The organism is Rhizobium sp. Rhizsp82, from assembly GCF_047325115.1.
GTDB lineage: Bacteria > Pseudomonadota > Alphaproteobacteria > Rhizobiales > Rhizobiaceae > Rhizobium.
Window position 1 is genome coordinate 1,010,880 of the sequence record NZ_CP168570.1, and the last position, 18,096, is coordinate 1,028,975.

10 protein-coding genes are annotated in these 18,096 nt (G+C 61.8%); 3 read left to right on the forward strand and 7 right to left on the reverse strand.

Annotation, left to right across the window (positions count from 1 at the left end):
• Window positions 1-50 precede the first annotated feature (50 nt).
• The 6 genes from dnaJ to ACEN84_RS09655 all read right to left on the reverse strand — a co-directional run bounded on the left by dnaJ (window position 51) and on the right by ACEN84_RS09655 (window position 9,067).
• Window positions 51-1,184, reverse strand: coding sequence for a molecular chaperone DnaJ (gene dnaJ / locus ACEN84_RS09630; protein WP_112714168.1), 1,134 nt, complete (start codon window positions 1,182-1,184; stop codon window positions 51-53).
• Between the two features lie 78 nt (window positions 1,185-1,262).
• Window positions 1,263-3,173, reverse strand: coding sequence for a molecular chaperone DnaK (gene dnaK / locus ACEN84_RS09635; RefSeq protein ID WP_112714166.1), 1,911 nt, complete (start codon window positions 3,171-3,173; stop codon window positions 1,263-1,265).
• Window positions 3,174-3,442: 269 nt separating this feature from the next.
• Complete coding sequence (locus ACEN84_RS09640; protein WP_413710702.1) at window positions 3,443-5,770, reverse strand: transglycosylase domain-containing protein; 2,328 nt, start codon at window positions 5,768-5,770, stop codon at window positions 3,443-3,445.
• A 138-nt stretch (window positions 5,771-5,908) separates the two neighbouring features.
• The gene (locus tag ACEN84_RS09645) at window positions 5,909-6,172 is read right to left on the reverse strand and encodes a hypothetical protein (RefSeq protein ID WP_413710703.1); all 264 of its coding nucleotides are present in this window, start codon (window positions 6,170-6,172) and stop codon (window positions 5,909-5,911) included.
• Window positions 6,173-6,384: 212 nt separating this feature from the next.
• Window positions 6,385-7,215 carry an SH3 domain-containing protein gene (locus ACEN84_RS09650; protein ID WP_413710704.1) on the reverse strand — a complete coding sequence of 277 codons (831 nt, stop codon included), beginning with the start codon at window positions 7,213-7,215 and terminating at the stop codon, window positions 6,385-6,387.
• Window positions 7,216-7,681: 466 nt separating this feature from the next.
• Window positions 7,682-9,067, reverse strand: a complete 1,386-nt coding sequence (locus tag ACEN84_RS09655; protein WP_413710705.1) for a dipeptidase — start codon at window positions 9,065-9,067, stop codon at window positions 7,682-7,684.
• A gap of 216 nt (window positions 9,068-9,283) precedes the next feature.
• Between ACEN84_RS09655 and ACEN84_RS09660 the strand changes: the two genes are divergently transcribed.
• Entirely contained in the window at window positions 9,284-11,662 is a 2,379-nt protein-coding gene (locus ACEN84_RS09660) for an EAL domain-containing protein (RefSeq protein WP_413710706.1), read from the forward strand.
• A gap of 2 nt (window positions 11,663-11,664) precedes the next feature.
• On the opposite strand, the gene ACEN84_RS09665 is transcribed toward ACEN84_RS09660, so the two are convergent.
• Window positions 11,665-12,081 (reverse strand): MarR family transcriptional regulator, encoded by a 417-nt coding sequence (locus ACEN84_RS09665; protein WP_112714154.1) that lies wholly within the window; start codon window positions 12,079-12,081, stop codon window positions 11,665-11,667.
• Window positions 12,082-12,494: 413 nt separating this feature from the next.
• Here ACEN84_RS09665 and polA point away from each other — a divergent pair, with 413 nt between their 5' ends.
• Both polA and ACEN84_RS09675 read left to right on the forward strand, forming a co-directional pair.
• The gene (gene polA / locus ACEN84_RS09670; RefSeq protein ID WP_413710707.1) at window positions 12,495-15,491 is read left to right on the forward strand and encodes a DNA polymerase I; all 2,997 of its coding nucleotides are present in this window, start codon (window positions 12,495-12,497) and stop codon (window positions 15,489-15,491) included.
• Window positions 15,492-15,656: 165 nt separating this feature from the next.
• Entirely contained in the window at window positions 15,657-18,089 is a 2,433-nt protein-coding gene (locus ACEN84_RS09675) for a DNA translocase FtsK (protein WP_413710708.1), read from the forward strand.
• Window positions 18,090-18,096 lie beyond the last annotated feature (7 nt).

Here is an 18,096-nt window from a genome sequence, read left to right on the forward strand (position 1 = left end):
AAAAGCCGGTGGGAGCGCCACCGGCTTTCGATTGTCTGATGAGTGTTGACTCAGCCCTCGAAGAATTCCTTCATCCGGGCAAAGAAGCCCGTCGACTCAGGATTGTTCTCCTTGGAGGACAGCTGCTCGAACTCCTGCAAAAGCTCGCGCTGGCGCTTGGAGAGCTTCTGAGGCGTCTCGATCTGGATCTGGATGTAGAGGTCACCCGTCTGGCTGGAGCGCAGCACAGGCATGCCCTTGCCCTTGAGGCGGAACTGCTTGCCGGCCTGCGTTCCCTCGGGAACGGTGACCCGCGATTTCGTCCCGTCGAGTGTCGCCACATCGAAGGTGCCGCCGAGCGCGGCCGTCGTCATCGAGATCGGCACGGCGCAATAGAGGTCCGCTCCGTCGCGCTGATAGAACTCATGCGGCTTGACCGACAGGAAGATATAGAGGTCGCCCGCCGGGCCACCGCGCGTTCCTGCCTCGCCTTCGCCCTGCAGACGAATACGGGTGCCGTCTTCGATGCCAGCCGGGATGTTGACCGAGAGCGAGCGCTCTTCCGTCACACGGCCCTGGCCATGGCACTTGGTGCACGGGTCGGGAATGATCGTGCCGCGGCCATGGCAGGTCGGGCAGGTCCGCTCGATCGAGAAGAAGCCCTGTGCAGCGCGCACGCGACCGGACCCCTGGCAGGTGCCGCAGGTCTTCGGCTGCGTGCCTGGCTTGGCGCCCGAACCGGAACAGACGTCGCAGGTGATCGAGGTCGGAACCCGGATTTGCGCCGTTTTGCCGGAGAAGGATTCTTCCAGCGAGATTTCCATGTTGTAGCGAAGATCGGCGCCGCGTTCGCGACCGCCCGAAGAGCGCTGCCGTCCGCGGCCACCGCCCATCATCTCGCCGAAAATGTCCTCGAAGATATCGGAGAAGCCGCCGCCGCCGGCAAAGCCGCCGCCACCACCCGGTCCCATACCGCCATGTTCGAAGGCTGCATGACCATAGCGATCATAGGCCGCGCGTTTCTGCGGGTCCTTGAGCGTCTCGTAGGCTTCGTTGATTTCCTTGAACTTGACTTCGGCGCTCTTATCGTCCGGGTTTTTGTCCGGATGATACTTCATTGCCAATTTGCGGAAGGCGCTTTTCAGCTCTTTCTCATCCGCCGTTTTGGCGACGCCCAGAGTTTCGTAAAAGTCCGCTTTTGCCAATTTAAACCCCGAAAATGGATTTCCGGCTGCCGTTAGGCAGCCGGATCACACTGGTGAGCATAACCGCTTTGCCGCGGATTACGCGGACTTTTTGCGGTCGTCGTCTTTGACTTCTTCGTAGTCGGCATCGACGACATTGTCATCGCCTGCAGACGCGTCAGCCGTGCCGGCTTCGGCCTGCTGCGCTTCGTAGATAGCCTGACCGAGCTTCATGGACACTTCCATGAGCGTCTGGGTCTTTGCCTTGATGTCTTCTGCATCGGGCTCGGTAGCCTCGATCGAGGACTTCAGGGCAGCGATCGCGTCGGAGATCGCGGTGCGGTCGGCTTCGGAAACCTTGTCACCGTAATCCTTGAGCGACTTTTCCGTCGAGTGAACAAGGCTTTCGGCCTGATTCTTGGCTTCTACAGCTTCGCGGCGCTTCTTGTCGGCTTCAGCATTGGCTTCCGCGTCCTTGACCATCTTCTCGATGTCGGCGTCAGACAGACCACCGGAAGCCTGGATACGGATCTGCTGTTCCTTGCCGGTACCCTTGTCCTTGGCCGAAACCTGCACGATGCCGTTCGCGTCGATGTCGAAGGTGACTTCGATCTGTGGAACGCCACGCGGTGCCGGCGGCAGGCCAACAAGGTCGAACTGGCCAAGCAGCTTGTTGTCCTGTGCCATTTCGCGCTCGCCCTGCGAAACGCGGATGGTGACGGCCTGCTGGTTGTCGTCGGCGGTCGAGAAGGTCTGGCTCTTCTTCGTCGGGATCGTGGTGTTGCGCTCGATCAGACGGGTGAAGACGCCACCGAGGGTCTCGATGCCGAGAGACAGCGGGGTAACGTCGAGAAGCAGAACGTCCTTGACGTCGCCCTGGAGAACGCCGGCCTGGATGGCGGCGCCGAGTGCGACGACTTCATCCGGGTTGACGCCTTTGTGCGGCTCCTTGCCGAACAGCTGCTTGACGACTTCCTGCACCTTCGGCATGCGGCTCATGCCGCCGACCAGAACGACTTCGTCGATTTCGGCCGCGGTGACGCCGGCATCCTTGAGGGCTGCCTTGCACGGAGCGACGGTGCGCTGGACGAGATCATCGACCAGGCTTTCGAGCTTGGCGCGCGTCAGCTTCAGCGTCAGGTGCTTCGGACCGGAAGCGTCAGCCGTGATGAACGGCAGGTTGATTTCGGTCTGCTGCGAGGACGACAGTTCGATCTTCGCCTTTTCGGCAGCTTCCTTGAGGCGCTGCAGAGCGAGCTTGTCGTTCTTCAGGTCGATGCCCTGGTCCTTCTTGAACTCGGTAACGAGATATTCGACGAGGCGCATGTCGAAGTCTTCACCGCCGAGGAAGGTGTCGCCGTTCGTCGACTTCACTTCGAAGACGCCGTCGCCGATTTCCAGAACGGAGATATCGAACGTGCCGCCGCCAAGGTCGTAAACGGCGATCGTCTTGCCGTCCTTCTTGTCGAGGCCGTAAGCGAGTGCAGCAGCCGTCGGCTCGTTGATGATGCGGAGCACTTCGAGACCAGCGATACGGCCGGCATCCTTGGTTGCCTGGCGCTGCGCGTCGTTGAAGTAGGCCGGAACGGTGATGACGGCCTTCTCGACCTTTTCACCGAGGTAGGATTCAGCGGTTTCCTTCATCTTCTGAAGGATCATCGCGGAGATCTGAGCGGGCGAGTAGCCCTTGTTCTGAGCTTCGACCCACGCGTCGCCGTTATCGCCCTTGGCGATCTTGAAAGGAACGAGGCTCTTGTCCTTTTCAACGGTCGGATCGTCGTAGCGGCGGCCGATGAGGCGCTTTACTGCGAAGAGCGTGTTGGTGGGGTTGGTGACCGCCTGGCGCTTTGCCGGCTGGCCAACGAGGCGTTCGCCGTCATCGGAGAATGCCACCATGGAAGGGGTCGTACGCGCGCCTTCCGCATTTTCAATGACCTTTGCGTCCTTGCCGTCCATGACAGCGACGCAGGAATTTGTCGTTCCGAGGTCGATACCAATTACTTTTGCCATGTCATTTACTCCTTGAAGCAAGCTGTCGGAACCCTTGGTAAGGCATTTCCCTGACAGCCCCTTACGGGATGGGGGTCTTCGAACTAACGCAATCGTGATTGCGGTGATGCGGCGTATATAAGGAGCGGTTTTCTGGACTGCAAGGCGAGAAATAGCCCGAAATCCAGCAAAACGAGCGTGTTGCCTTCAATTTTTACAGTAGCCGGAAAACAAAGGTTTTCAGGCGCAAGGCAGCGTAACTGCGCGTTGCAGATCGTCCTTTTCTGGCTCTACTGTCCCATGATCAGATCAAGCAGCGTCGTGCGCTTCGGCTGGCCCTGATGGACCGGCTGGTCCTGGCCGACATCGCCGGGCGGAACATCGCCGTCATAGCCGTCGTCCGGGCCGATATCGCCGGGCGGCATCGGGCCACCGGCAGTCTGCTGTTGCTGCACGGGTGCCGGCGGATACTGCTCTGCCGAGCCGCCACCGAAGACGCCGGAAATGATGCCGCCGATCGTCGAGGGCTGTTCCTGCATCGGCTGCGGTTCGCCGTTCTGGGCCATCGGCTGGTTGCCGATCGTATTGGGATCGGTGACGAACTGGCCGTTGCCGAAGAGCGGCGCGGGCGACAGCCCCTTATGAGCGGCGATCATGAATTCCTGCCAGGCCTTGGCCGGTAGCCCGCCGCCAGTCACCTTCTTCATCGGCGTGCCGTCGTCATTGCCGAACCACACACCTGTCGTCAGGTTGCTGGTAAAGCCGACGAACAGCGCATCGCGCGAATTCTGCGTCGTGCCGGTCTTGCCGGCTGCCTGCCAGCCGGGGATTCTGGCGCTGCGCCCTGTGCCGAATTCGATCGTGCCCATCATCATCGCGTTCATGTTGGCGGCGATGGTCTCGGAAAGCACCCGCGGCGGATTGTCGTAGGTGTTCTCGTAGAGAACCTTGCCCTCGGCGGTCGTCACGCGGCGGATGACATGCGGCGTCGCCTTGTAGCCGCCGTTCATGAAGGCGGCGTAGGAGGCTGTCAGCTCTTCCAGCGATACTTCCGAGGTGCCGAGCGCGATCGAGGCATTCGGCTGCAGCTCGCTCTCGATACCGAGCCGGTGGGCAAGCTTGATCACCTGATCCGGGCCGTCATACATGACGAGCTGGGCCGCGACCGTGTTCAGCGATTTCGCCAGCGCTGTCGCCAGAGTTACCTCGCCATTGTATTTCTTCTCGTAATTCTCCGGCGTCCAGTTGCCGATACGGATCGGTGCGTCGTTGAAGACGGAAGCAGGCGTCAGCCCCTTCTCGAGTGCCGCCGCATAGACGAACGGCTTGAAGGACGAGCCCGGCTGGCGCTTGGCCTTGACCGCGCGGTTGAACTGGCTTTCCGCATAGTCCTTGCCGCCGACAAGCGCCCGGATCGCACCGGTGCCGTCAATCGAAACGAGGGCAGCCTGCGACGCCGCCAGCTTCACGCCCTCCTTGGAGAGGATGTCGTTCAGCGCCTGATCTGCCTTCTTTTCCAGGCCCTTGTCGATCGTCGTGTCGACGATGACGTCTTCCTTGACGTCGCCGCCGATCAGTCCCGGCAGCTCATCCATCACCATGTCGGCGACATATTGCCCGGCGCCCGACCAATAGCTCTTGGCCTTGGCAGGGGTCTGCGTCATCGCGGTTTTGACTTCGTCGTCGGTGATATAGCCCTGATCGCGCATCGCCTGCAACACCACCTGGGCGCGGGCATTGGCGGCTTCCGGATCGCGCGCCGGGGAGAGCCGCGTCGGCGCCTTGACCAGACCGGCAAGCAGCGCTGCCTCGCCAAGGTTCACGTCACGGGCCGATTTGTTGAAATAGCGGCGGGCAGCGGCCTCGACGCCATAGGCGTTCGAGCCGAAATAGACGCGGTTCAGATACATCGCAAGGATCTGATCCTTGCTGTATTTCTGCTCCAGCCAGAAGGAGAGCAGGACTTCCTGCACCTTGCGTTCCAGCGTTCTGTCCGGCGAGAGGAACAGGTTCTTGGCAAGCTGCTGCGTCAGCGTTGAGCCACCCTGGATCGGCTGACCAGTCAGGTTGTTGACGAAGGCGCGGGCAAGGCCCATCGGATCGACGCCGAAATGCGAATAGAAGCGGCGGTCCTCGATCGCCACGATCGCCTGCGGAATGTAGGGCGACATCTGCTCGAGCGGCAGCGCTTCGCCGCCGGTGGCGCCGCGATTGGCAATGACGCTGCCATCAACCGAGGTGATCTTGACGTTCGGTGGCCGTTCCGGGATCGACCAGGTGCTGGCGCTCGGCATGCGCGAGCCATAGTAGAAGACCACGCCGGCAAGGCCGATGCCCGCCCAGATGCCGAGCACGATGCACCAGTAGATCATCCGGCGCAGCAGAGCGAAGAGGCCGCCGCCCTCGCGTTCAGGCGGCTCGCGCCGGTCGCGGCGTTTGCGCTCCGGGGCGCGGCTTCGGGATGAGGATTTCGGTGGCGGGGAGGCACGTCTCGCGCCACGGCGGCCGTCGATGCGGTCTTCGTCATCGAGCGCGAAATCGTCCTCGTCGTCTTCACGGCGCTCCCGGCCGCTGAAGGACGGTTCAATTCTGTCGCGTGATCTGCTTCTGCCTGCCATTCCGGACCGGTCGCACCCTCTGCCGCCCGCGCCAAATTCGCCGTCGCGGAGCTACCCGATTGAATTGTAATTACGGCGGTTTAAGGGGGCGTTAACATTATTGGCGAAGGCGATTTGACGCGCCGGCAGCCCCCGCTTTTATGCATGGCTGCCATTCGTTGCGCATGTCACAAAACTGACATATATGCCGCCATGTTGCGCCCAAGAAAAAAGCAATAAGCGTAATGCATAGGCATTTTTGTTATGAGCATAGATCTCAATAGAATCGAAGAAACCCGTCTGCGGGAAATCTGGAGCGTCACCGAATTCGCTCGACAGTACCGCCTTACCAAGATGGAAGAGAGCCGTTTGAAGATGCTTCACGGCCCGTTCGCCGCCATGCGTGATCTCGTGTCGACGCATAAGAGCGTCGTTATCTGGTAATTTGGAACCTTTAGGCGTCCCGGCTGTTTCTTCTGCAGCGGGACAGCCCCTCACGTTCCGCTCATGATCGGCCGTCTCCCCTCAACACGCGCCGATCGAAATCAGGCCCGGTGTCTCCTTCGGAGCGCCGGGCTTTTTTCGTCTTCGCCATCAAGGAAAGAAGAAGGGCGGCATTTCTGCCGCCCTCCGGTTCAGTTGTTGCAGTTCGGATCGCCCGGCTGGCAGGCGCCGCGCGGCGGTCTGCGGCGATCATTCCCCTGATCGTTGTTGTTGCCGTCGCCGCGGCGAATGACGCGCGGGCCGTTATCGTCGTTGCCCCGGCGCTCGAAATTGCCGCGGTCGCGGTTTCCGTCATTGTTGTCGCGGCGGAAGTCCTGCTGCTGATTGAACGGCGGACGGCGGTTCTGATCGCGATCGGCATCCTGCCTGCGGTTGTCGTTATCGCGATTGAAGTCGCGCTGCCGATCCTGATCGCGGTTGAAGTCGGGACGTCGAAGCGCGTCGGGGCGCCTGTCGAAATCTGGCCTCCGGTCGAAATCGGGACGCCGGTCAAAATCAGGACGGCGGTCGAAGTCCGGACGGCGATCGAAATCGCGTGGCGGCGGCGGACGGTAGAAATCCGGGCCACGGCGCCAGCGGTCACGGTCACGATAGAAATCGCGATTGCGGTAGTAGCGGTCCCAATAGTTGCCGACGCTGAAGACGACGGTTGGGATGCCGAGCGGCCGGTAATACTCGGGGCCGACATAGACGCGGCGGCTCTGGTAGAGCGCCTGAACGTAACGGCCCGCGACCCAGCCGCGCCCGCCATAGAACTCGACGTCGCACCAGGGAACATCGGCCAGGCAGCCATGTATCTCGACGGATTCGCCGGCCGGGATCACGGCAACGGCCGGGTATCCGGTGCTCGGGCCAGCGCGCATGTTGACATTCGCCGTGGCGAAGCCCTCGGCCGCCTGTGCGATTGCGGGAGCGAGCAAAAGCATGCCTGCAGCCGCGATCTTGAGAAGGGTGTTTCTCACGTTTCAACTCCCTAATTGGGCGCGGCAAAACCGTCGCCTGAAGTTTCTGCATCTGGCTTCCTGCCAGCTTCAGACATAGCTAGAGCGCTTGCCGGCTTTTATCAGCCGGCGTTCATTCACTTTGTCTTTCAAAGACTTGTAGCTGTTGACCGATGAATGCAGGTTGAACGAGGAATGGTCCGGTTGCCTCTTGAAACGTCGGCGCTCGATACCGATATAGGGATCAACGGATAGCAGCCTGGAGACGGCAAACGGCGCAAGACGCCGGCGGTTTCCGGTCCCGACAGGCGGAACGCCTTTAATGGTTTGTTAACCTTTCGGGATCAGTCTGGCTGCAATATCTGCTTCCTCCTTGACCACGGATGTACTGGCACCGAAGCGAAGCAGATGACGAAAGGCCGGTTTTCGCCGGCCTTTTTGTCTGTCTGGATGGCGCGCGCTCTTTCGAGCTGCGCGCCTTTCTGTCTCAGGCGAGCGCCTCAAGGATACGCACCCAGGAACGGATGCCCTTGTGATAGGAGGCGAGCTCGTACTTCTCGTTCGGCGAATGAATGCGGTCGTCGGCAAGGCCGAAACCGACGAGGAGCGATTCCATGCCGAGCATCTTCTGGAAATCACCGACGATCGGGATCGATCCGCCCATGCCGATGACGACGGCCGGCTTCGGCCATTCGTCCGAGAGCGCGTTCTTCGCCTTGGTGATGACCGGCGAATCGTAGGACAGGTGGATTGCCGGTGAGGCGCCGTGCGGATGAAACTCGACCGAGCAATCGGCCGGGATCCTCGAGCGGATATAGGCCCGGAAGCTTTCGCGGATCGCCGCCGGATCCTGCTTGCCGACGAGGCGGAACGAGATCTTCGCCGAAGCCTTGGCCGCGATCACGGTCTTGAAGCCTTCGCCGGTATAGCCGCCCCAGATGCCGTTCACTTCTGCCGTCGGCCGGGCCCAGGTGAGCTCGAGAACCGAGCGGCCCTTTTCGCCCGACGGTACCGAGAGGCCGACCTGGCCGAGGAAGGTTTCCGCCGTCTGGCCGAGCTTTTCCCAGGATGCCTTGATATTGGCAGGCGTCTCCTCGACGCCTTCGTAGAAGTTTTCGAGCGTGATGCGGCCCGTCTGGTCGTGCAGGCCGGCAAGCGCTTCCGTCAGGATATGGATCGGGTTTGCAGCCGCACCGCCGAACAGGCCGGAATGCAGGTCGCGGTCGGCGGCCGTGATGACCACCTCTTCGCCGACCAGACCGCGAAGGGCGGCGGCGATCGCCGGGGTCTCGTGATCCCACATGCTGGTATCACAGACGAGCGCGTAATCGGCCTTCAGCTCGGCAGCATTGGCTTCGAGGAACGGCTTCAGCGACGGCGAACCGGATTCTTCTTCACCTTCGAACAGGATCGTCACGCGGCAGGGAAGCGCGCCGTTGATTTCCTTGTAGGCGCGGCAGGCCTCGACGAAGGTCATCAGCTGGCCCTTGTCGTCAGCCGTGCCACGGCCCGTCAAGATTTTGCGGCCGTTTCCAGCATCCTTGATCGCCGGCTCGAATGGGTCGTTTTCCCAAAGCTCGATCGGGTCGACCGGCTGCACGTCGTAGTGACCGTAGAACAGCAAATGCGGCGCATCCGCCGTCGCGCCGGCGTGATGAGCGACCACCATCGGGTGGCCGGGCGTATCGCGCACCGAGGCCTCGAAGCCGAGCGTCTTGAGATAGGCCGTCAGCCATTCGGCCGCCTTGCGGCAATCCGCCTTATAGGCCGGATCGGTCGAGATCGACTTGATCCGCAGGAGTTCGAACAGCTTTTCGAGGCTTGAATTGAGATTTTGGTCGGCGCGCGAAAGCACCGGGGTGACGTCAGTCATTTCCGACTCCTCTTGAAATTTCGGCCGGACGATAGACCAAAGACCGGGCGGTTTCGAGGAGAAAAAAGACCCTGCCTGCGCGCCCCTAGAGGAAAGGCGCGGCTTCAGGCATATGTGTCCTATATCGAGTAAATCGAGAAACAGAAACTGCTAATGCAATTTACGGTTATTTAGCAAACGCAACCTAGTTTGGCTGGAAACAGGGTGAGGTGGCCGATGTTTTCAGTGATCGCTTGCATCAGGGATTATCACGATTGGCGCCTGGTCGGCGCTGCAGCCGTCGTCTGCCTGGTCGGCAGTCTCGCCACCATGTTGCTCCTCTCCAGGGCGCAGGAATGCGACGCCGGTCAGCGGCGGGTCTGGATCGGTGCATCCGCCTTCGCCTGCGGTATCGGCATCTGGGCGACGCATTTCATTGCCATGCTCGCCTATGACGGCGGCCTGCCGATCAGCTACGGCCTGTGGCTCACCAGTCTCTCGGTCGTCTTGGCGATCGTCGGCTCCTGGGGCGCCATCCTCATCGCTTCGGAAGGCACCAGCGGTTATTCCTTTGCTTCCGGCGGCGTGCTGATGGCGCTGGCGATTGCCGCCATGCACCTGACAGGCATGCAGGCGATCGAGGCGCAGGCAACGATCGAATATGATCCCTATGTCACGCTCGCCGCCGTTCTGTCGGGTGCCGCGCTCGCCGCACTCGCGTTCTTCGCCTTCTTCAAGTTCAGCGGCACCAGGCGGATCGTCGCCTCGTCGCTGATTTTCGTTCTTTCGATCTGCGCCCTGCATTTCACCTCGATGAGCGGCATCGTGCTGGTGCCCGATCCCACCAAGGACGTTGCCGGCATGGCGATCGCCACCGACGTGCTCGCAGCCGTCGTCATGGCCGTCTCGACCGCGCTGATCCTCGTCGCGCTTTGTGCTGTCTTCCTCGAAAGCCATCTGACCGATCTGCGCGGCCTTGCGAACGCCTCGCTCGAAGGCCTGTTGATCCTGCGCGACGGCCGGATCATCGATGCCAACGAGCGCTTTCAGGAACTGTCCGGCTGGAAGTTTGCCGAGCTGCAGGGCAACGTCCCGGATATCGTCCTCATCCCGCACGGCACTGGAGACGACGGTCACCGCGAGATGCTGCTGATTGCGCGGGATGAGACTGAAATCTCTGTCGAGGTTGCCGCAAAGAAGATCGTCTATCGCGGCCGCGGCTGCGAGGTTCTTGTCATCCGCGATCTCACCGAGCGAAAACGCGCCGAAGAGATGATCGAACATCTCGCCCATCACGACGTGCTGACAGATCTGCCGAACCGCTCGCTCTTCGATACCCGCATACGTCAGGCGTTGCAGGTGGCGCATCGTAAGCGCGGCCAGGTCGCCGTCTTCTGCCTCGATCTCGACCGGTTCAAGGCGGTGAACGATATCTTCGGCCATGCCGAAGGCGACCGCATCCTCTGCAAGGTGGCGGCGATCCTCAAGCGCTGCGCCGCCGATGGCGAAACGGTTGCCCGCCTGGGCGGTGATGAGTTCGCTATCATCCAGCCGGGCAAGCAGCCGGAAGCGGCCCGCAGGCTTGCAAGCCGCATTCTCGATGAATTCACCGCCGCCATGGATACCGCACGCGATCCCACCGCCGTCGGCGTCAGCATGGGCATTGCGCTCTACCCGTCCGACGGCAAGTCGGCCGAAGATCTCTGCAACAATGCCGATACCGCGCTCTACCGCGTCAAGCATGCCGGCCGCGGCAGCGCCTGCTTCTTCGATGCCGAGATGGATGAAGCGGTGCGCGCCCGCCGCCAGATCGAGAATGATCTGCGCCACGCCATCATCCGCAACCAGATCCATGTCAGCTACCAGCCGATCATCGACACCAAGACCGATCAGATCAGCGGCTACGAGGCGCTGATGCGCTGGAACCGGCCGGGACATGGCATGAGTGAGCCGAACATCTTCATCCCGATCGCCGAGGAGAGCGGCACGATCGTGCAGCTCGGCGAGTGGATCCTCCGGCAGGCCTGCACCGAGGCGGCGCGCTGGCCCGATCCGCTATCGATAGCCGTCAATGTATCTCCGGTGCAGTTCATGCTGCCCAATCTCTATGATCAGATAGCCGGCATTCTTGCCGAGACGGCGCTGGCGCCGCAGCGGTTGGAACTTGAGATCACCGAGGCCGCATTGGTGCGCGACCGCGCCCGGGTGATGGCAACGCTCGTCAGGCTGCGCGAGCTCGGCGTGCGCATCGTCATGGATGACTTCGGCACCGGCTTCTCCTCGCTCAGCAACCTCAGGACCTTCCCCTTCGACAAGATCAAGGTGGATCGCAGCTTCACCGGCGCGCTGGAACATGATGCCGCGGCGCGCTCCATCGTCCGTGCCATCATCGGTCTCGGCCATAGCCTCGGCATGCCCGTGGTCACCGAAGGCGTCGAGACCGAGGTGCAGCGCCGGATCGTCATGGAAGAGGGCTGCGCCCAGGTCCAGGGCCTGCTGCTCGGCAAGCCGGATATCGAGCCGAGCATCAAGCAGGCGGCGCGTGACAGCTATCTCTCGGCTCATGCGGGAACCGAGGTGCTGAAGCTCCAGCGGACTACCGCCCGTCAGAGCTGACGTCAGATTTTCTTGGCGTTTTCCAGAAGCCGCCGGATGTATTCCAGCATCAGCTCGCGTTCGAAGGTCTTGAAGCCGTCGAACAGGGCGAGATCCGCCTCGCGGGCCGTATCGACGGCCTCGTCCTGCATCGCCTGTGCCTTCGGCGTCAGGAAGATCAGCTGTGCCCGCTTGTCGCTCGGGTGGGGGCGCCGTTCGATCAGACCGTCGCGCACCATGCGCGACAGCGTGTTCGCCATCGTTGCCTGCTCGATGTCTACCCGCTCGAGAAGCTGCTTCTGCGTGAGCCCGTCTTCGGCCCAGAGTTCGAGCAGGATCGGAAACTGCCCGGGCGAAAATCCGAGCCGCCCCGCGCGCTGCTGCAGCGAGCGAGCAAAACCCTTCGCCAGCTGGCTGGCAAGGTAGGCTCCCGAATCCATCCGATTAAATCCCATGATTGTAGTTAGGCCCAAAAGCCGGACTGAAACAATGCAACAAATCGCATGCGATGGATCAAAAGTGGCCTTTTTGCTTCAGATTTATCCATTGATACAGAAAACAAAGCCGCCATGGTCAGGAGGTGGACCATGGCGGCTCAAAAATGGGGACAAAGGCCCGGAGAGGGGGATAAGGCCTTTGTCCAAGTTTGATGCGGCGGGGGACAAGCCGGTCACCAAACCCTCGGCGCGATCAAACGCCGGTGACTCTGAATTGTGATCCGGAATGTGGTTTTTCAAGGGAAGGCGAATAAGCCGCCGATTACAAATTGGTAACAGTTCGGTGAAGGGCTGAATCCGAAACGCAACAGAACTTTATATGGATTTCGCGAGGCCTCCACGCTATCCATGCTGCCATGAAAAAAGGCGATCATCTCTTCCTCGTAGACGGCTCGGGCTTCATCTTTCGCGCATTCCATGCGCTGCCGCCGTTGACCCGCAAATCAGACGGTCTGCCGGTGGGCGCCGTCTCCGGTTTCTGCAACATGCTGTGGAAGCTTCTGACGGATGCGCGCGACACGTCCGTGGGCGTCACGCCGACGCATCTGGCCGTCATCTTCGACTATTCCTCGAAGACCTTCCGCAAGGACCTCTATGACGCCTACAAGGCGAACCGCTCGGCGCCGCCCGAGGAGCTTGTTCCGCAATTCGGCCTGATCCGTGAAGCGACGCGCGCCTTCAATCTACCCTGCATCGAGACCGAAGGTTTCGAGGCCGACGATATCATCGCCACCTACGCCCGTCAGGCTGAAGCGATCGGCGCCGATGTCACCATCGTCTCTTCGGACAAGGACCTGATGCAGCTGGTGACGGCGAATGTCCACATGTACGATAGCATGAAGGACAAGCAGATCAGCATTCCTGACGTCATCGAGAAATGGGGCGTGCCGCCGGAAAAGATGATCGATCTGCAGGCGATGACCGGCGATTCCGTCGACAATGTGCCGGGAATTCCCGGCATTGGTCCGAAGACCGCAGCCTCGCTGCTCGCCGAGTATGGCGATCTCGACACGCTTCTCGAGCGCGCCCACGAGATCAAGCAGGAAAAACGCCGTCAGACGATCATGGAGAATGCCGACAAGGCGCGTCTTTCCCGAGAGCTCGTCCGTCTGCGTCTCGACGTTCCGTTGGAGCTTAAGGTTGAGGATCTGGTGCTCGAGCCGCAGAACGGCCCGAAGCTGATCGGCTTTCTGAAGGCCATGCAGTTCACCACGCTGACGCGCCGTGTCGCCGAGGCCTGCGAATGCGACGCCAGCGCCATCGACGCGACGGATGTCCAGGTCGAATGGGGCGACAAGGCCCATGGTCCCGATCTCGATGCGGCCGAGCCCGCGCCCGTCGCCGGTGGCATTCCCGAGGTTGCCGGCGCTGCCGTGCCGGTGCCCGCGAAGGCCAAGGCTGCCGCCGTCGAAGGCAGCTTCGTGCCTGACGATCTCGCCGCACAGCGAGCTGCCGCCTTCGCATCGCTGCCCTTCGATCATTCGACCTATCTGACGATCCGCGATCTCGCGACGCTCGACCAGTGGATTGCCGCCGCCCGTGAAACCGGCCTCGTCGCCTTCGACACCGAGACGACGTCGCTTGATGCGATGCAGGCGGAGCTCGTCGGCTTCTCGCTGGCGATTGCCGACAATGCCAAGGATCCGACCGGCGTGTCGATCCGCGCCGCCTATGTGCCGATCGGCCACAAGACGGGTTTCGGCGATCTCCTGGGCGGCGGGCTCGCCGAAAATCAGATCCCGATGCGCGATGCGCTGCCGCGGCTGAAGGCGCTGCTTGAGGACGAATCGGTCCTGAAGGTCGCCCAGAACCTGAAGTACGATTACCTGCTGATGAAGCGCTACGGCGTCGAGACGAAGAATTTCGACGACACGATGCTGATCTCCTATGTGCTCGACGCCGGTACCGGCGCGCACGGCATGGACCCGCTGTCCGAAAAGTTCCTCGGCCACAAGCCGATCGCCTATAAGGACGTTGCCGGAAGCGGTAAGTCGAACGCTACCTTCGACCTCGTCGATATCGCCAAGGCCACGCATTATGCCGCCGAAGACGCGGATGTGACGCTGCGGCTCTGGATGGTGCTGAAGCCGCGGCTTGCGGCCAACAAGCTGACGACGATCTATGAACGCCTGGAGCGCCCGCTGCTGCCGGTGCTCGCCAATATGGAAGAGCGCGGCATCACCGTTGACCGGCAGATCCTGTCGCGTCTCTCCGGCGAGCTGGCGCAGGGTGCTGCGCGTCTCGAAGACGAGATCTTCACGCTCGCCGGCGAGCGCTTCACCATCGGCTCGCCGAAGCAGCTCGGCGACATCCTGTTCGGCAAGATGGGCCTCGAGGGCGGCACCAAGACCAAGACCGGCCAGTGGTCGACCTCGGCAAGTGTCCTCGAAGACTTGGCCGCCGCCGGTTTCGAACTGCCGCGCAAGATCGTCGACTGGCGTCAGCTCACCAAGCTGAAATCGACCTATACCGATGCCTTGCCGGGATATGTCCACCCGCAGACCAAGCGTGTGCACACCTCCTATTCGCTGGCTTCCACCACGACCGGCCGTCTGTCGTCGTCGGAACCGAACCTGCAGAACATTCCGGTTCGCACCGCCGAAGGCCGCAAGATCCGCACCGCCTTCATATCGACGCCCGGCCACAAGCTGATCTCGGCCGACTACAGCCAGATCGAGCTACGCGTGCTCGCCCACGTTGCCGATATCCCGCAGCTGACGCAGGCTTTCGCCGATGGTGTGGACATCCACGCGATGACCGCTTCGGAAATGTTCGGCGTGCCCGTCGAAGGCATGCCGAGCGAAGTGCGCCGCCGCGCCAAGGCGATCAACTTCGGCATCATTTACGGCATTTCCGCCTTCGGTCTGGCAAACCAGCTGTCGATCGAGCGCTCGGAAGCAGGCGATTACATCAAGAAGTATTTCGAGCGTTTCCCCGGCATCCGCGATTACATGGACAGCCGCAAGCAGATGGCGCGCGACAAGGGCTACGTCGAGACGATCTTCGGCCGGCGAATCAATTACCCGGAAATCCGTTCTTCGAATCCCTCCGTCCGTGCCTTCAACGAACGAGCTGCGATCAACGCGCCGATCCAGGGCTCGGCCGCCGATGTCATCCGCCGCGCCATGATCAAGATGGAACCGGCGCTTGCCGAGGCCGGTATTGGCGATCGCGTGCGCATGCTGCTGCAGGTCCACGACGAACTGATCTTCGAAGTCGAGGACGCAGAGGTTGAAAAGGCCATGCCGATCATCGTCTCGGTCATGGAAAACGCCACCATGCCGGCGCTCGAAATGCGCGTTCCGCTCAAGGTTGATGCGCGCGCGGCTAGCAACTGGGATGAAGCGCACTAAGCGCTTCGTCCAACTTTCCCGAAGATTTTTCTTAAAGAGACAAGTATCTGATTTCGCTACATTAAGGGCGAAATGCCTGCGCAATTTTAGTGCCGACGGAAGGAACTTATTAACCTTCATTTTCTAATCCGTTCAGGTCGGTAATTTGAGTGAGCAGCAGGTCGTATGCGTTTTCCCAGAACGAACTTGACGGATGCCGCGGAGTTTTCCGCGGAAGTTGACGTGCATGACGCTGAAGAGGGTGCAGGCGAGCGCCCGTCGGCGCCGATCTGGCAGAGCAATTTTTCCCTGGCGCCGAACGTCCGGTTCACCCGCACGCCGGAAAACCTGTTGCGCCGTACCCCGCCCGAAATCCCGCAGCTGGATGAGCCCGCGCCATACATGGACGAGGCGCCTATGGCTGCCGAGAGCCGCACGCCGATCGTCGTCGACGTACCCTTCGACGCCCACACCCACGCGCCGCAGCCCGCGCCCATCGTCCGCACGCCGGTACCGCCTGTTGTTGCCCGCGTTCCGGTTCAGCCGACCCGGGCGCCGCTGCTGCCGATCGTCCGCACACCGGTCCAGCCTGCCGCACCTGTTCAGGTCGCACCGCTCCCCGAAGCGCCCGTCGCGGCTGAGCCGTATCACGCAGCCGGTGAGCTCGCGTCGATTTCGGATTTCGCCTTCTGGGAAGTCATGGCTTTCGAAGATGGCGCCGTGCCCGCCGTGCCGCAGTTCCAGCCGGTTCCGATGCCGAGGGTCGAGGTATCGCCCGAGTCGATCATCGCCAGTTTCCGTGTCATGGAATGGCACCCGCATCGGCGCACCGAGACGGCCCCGGTCGTCGCTCCAATCGCCGTTGCACCAGCGCCCGTCGCCGTGGCACCGCAGCCTGTCGCGCCAGCCCTCGTGGTCGCTCCGCCCGTGGCAAAGCCAGTTGAGGCCGCCGCTCCCGCGCCGCAGCCGGTGCCGGTAGAAGCCCGCATACAGCCGATCGCGCCGATCCCGGTCCGCACGCCCGCCGTCGCGCCCGTGACGATGCCGGCGCCGCGTCTTGCCGCTGCAAAGCCCGTAGCTGCCAAGGTCGACGCATCCGGCTACGAATTCCCGCCGAACGAACTGCTGCAGCAGCCGCCCGAACGGCTGGGCGAGATCATGACGCAGGAAGCGCTGGAACAGAATGCCGGCCTGCTGGAAAGTGTCCTCGAAGATTTCGGCATCAAGGGCGAGATCATTCATGTCCGCCCGGGTCCAGTCGTCACGCTCTATGAATTCGAGCCTGCACCGGGCGTGAAGTCCTCGCGCGTCATCGGCCTTGCGGATGACATCGCCCGCTCGATGTCAGCCCTCTCTGCTCGCGTCGCCGTCGTTCCCGGTCGCAACGTCATCGGTATCGAACTGCCGAACCAGACGCGCGAAACCGTCTATTTCCGCGAGATGATCGAAAGCCAGGATTTCGCCAAGAGCAGCTACAAGCTGGCGCTCGGCCTCGGCAAGACGATCGGCGGCGAGCCTGTCATCGCCGAACTTGCGAAGATGCCGCATCTGCTCGTTGCCGGTACCACGGGTTCGGGCAAGTCGGTCGCCATCAACACGATGATCCTGTCGCTGCTCTACCGCATGTCGCCGGAACAGTGCCGCCTGATCATGGTCGATCCGAAGATGCTGGAACTCTCCGTCTATGACGGCATCCCGCATTTGCTGACCCCTGTCGTTACAGACCCCAAGAAGGCCGTCATGGCGCTGAAATGGGCGGTTCGCGAGATGGAAGAGCGCTATCGCAAGATGTCGCGCCTCGGCGTGCGCAATATCGACGGCTATAACGGCCGCGTGGCGCAGGCCCGCGAGAAGGATGAGACGATCCACATCATGGTCCCGGTCGGCTTCGACAAGGGCACCGGTGCGCCGATCGAGGAGCAGCAGGAACTCGACCTGACGCCGATGCCTTACATCGTCGTCATCGTCGACGAGATGGCTGACCTGATGATGGTCGCCGGCAAGGACATCGAAGGCGCGATCCAGCGTCTGGCGCAGATGGCGCGTGCCGCGGGCATCCACCTGATCATGGCCACCCAGCGTCCCTCGGTCGACGTCATCACCGGTACGATCAAGGCGAACTTCCCGACCCGCATCTCCTTCCAGGTGACGTCCAAGATCGACAGCCGCACGATCCTCGGTGAACAGGGTGCCGAGCAGCTGCTCGGCCAGGGTGATATGCTGCACATGCAGGGCGGCGGCCGCATTGCTCGCGTCCACGGCCCCTTCGTCTCGGACCTCGAGGTCGAGAAGGTCGTGGCCCACCTGAAGACCCAGGGACGTCCGGAATATCTGGATACGGTCACGGCAGGTGACGAGGACGAAGAGGAAGCCGAAGACAGCGCCGTCTTCGACAAGAGCGCCATGGGCGCCGAGGATGGCGACGAGCTCTACCAGCAGGCCGTCAAGGTCGTCCTCCGTGACAAGAAGTGCTCGACCTCCTACATCCAGCGCCGCCTCGGCATCGGCTATAACCGCGCCGCATCGCTCGTCGAACGCATGGAAAAGGAAGGCCTCGTTGGCCCGGCAAACCATGTCGGCAAGCGCGAGATCGTCTCGGCCCGGAACGAGGGCGAATAAGGATCAG

Bases quoted from the DNA above. Each gene is read 5' to 3' on its own strand.
- polA (WP_413710707.1), top strand. From the start codon at position 12,495: ATGAAAAAAGGCGATCATCTCTTCCTCGTAGACGGCTCGGGCTTCATC.
- ACEN84_RS09655 (WP_413710705.1), bottom strand. From the start codon at position 9,067: ATGACTGACGTCACCCCGGTGCTTTCGCGCGCCGACCAAAATCTCAAT.
- dnaK (WP_112714166.1), bottom strand. From the start codon at position 3,173: ATGGCAAAAGTAATTGGTATCGACCTCGGAACGACAAATTCCTGCGTC.
- ACEN84_RS09665 (WP_112714154.1), bottom strand. From the start codon at position 12,081: ATGGATTCGGGAGCCTACCTTGCCAGCCAGCTGGCGAAGGGTTTTGCT.
- ACEN84_RS09640 (WP_413710702.1), bottom strand. From the start codon at position 5,770: ATGGCAGGCAGAAGCAGATCACGCGACAGAATTGAACCGTCCTTCAGC.
- ACEN84_RS09645 (WP_413710703.1), bottom strand. From the start codon at position 6,172: ATGCGTCGACACGAGATCACGCATGGCGGCGAACGGGCCGTGAAGCAT.
- ACEN84_RS09675 (WP_413710708.1), top strand. From the start codon at position 15,657: ATGCGTTTTCCCAGAACGAACTTGACGGATGCCGCGGAGTTTTCCGCG.
- ACEN84_RS09660 (WP_413710706.1), top strand. From the start codon at position 9,284: ATGTTTTCAGTGATCGCTTGCATCAGGGATTATCACGATTGGCGCCTG.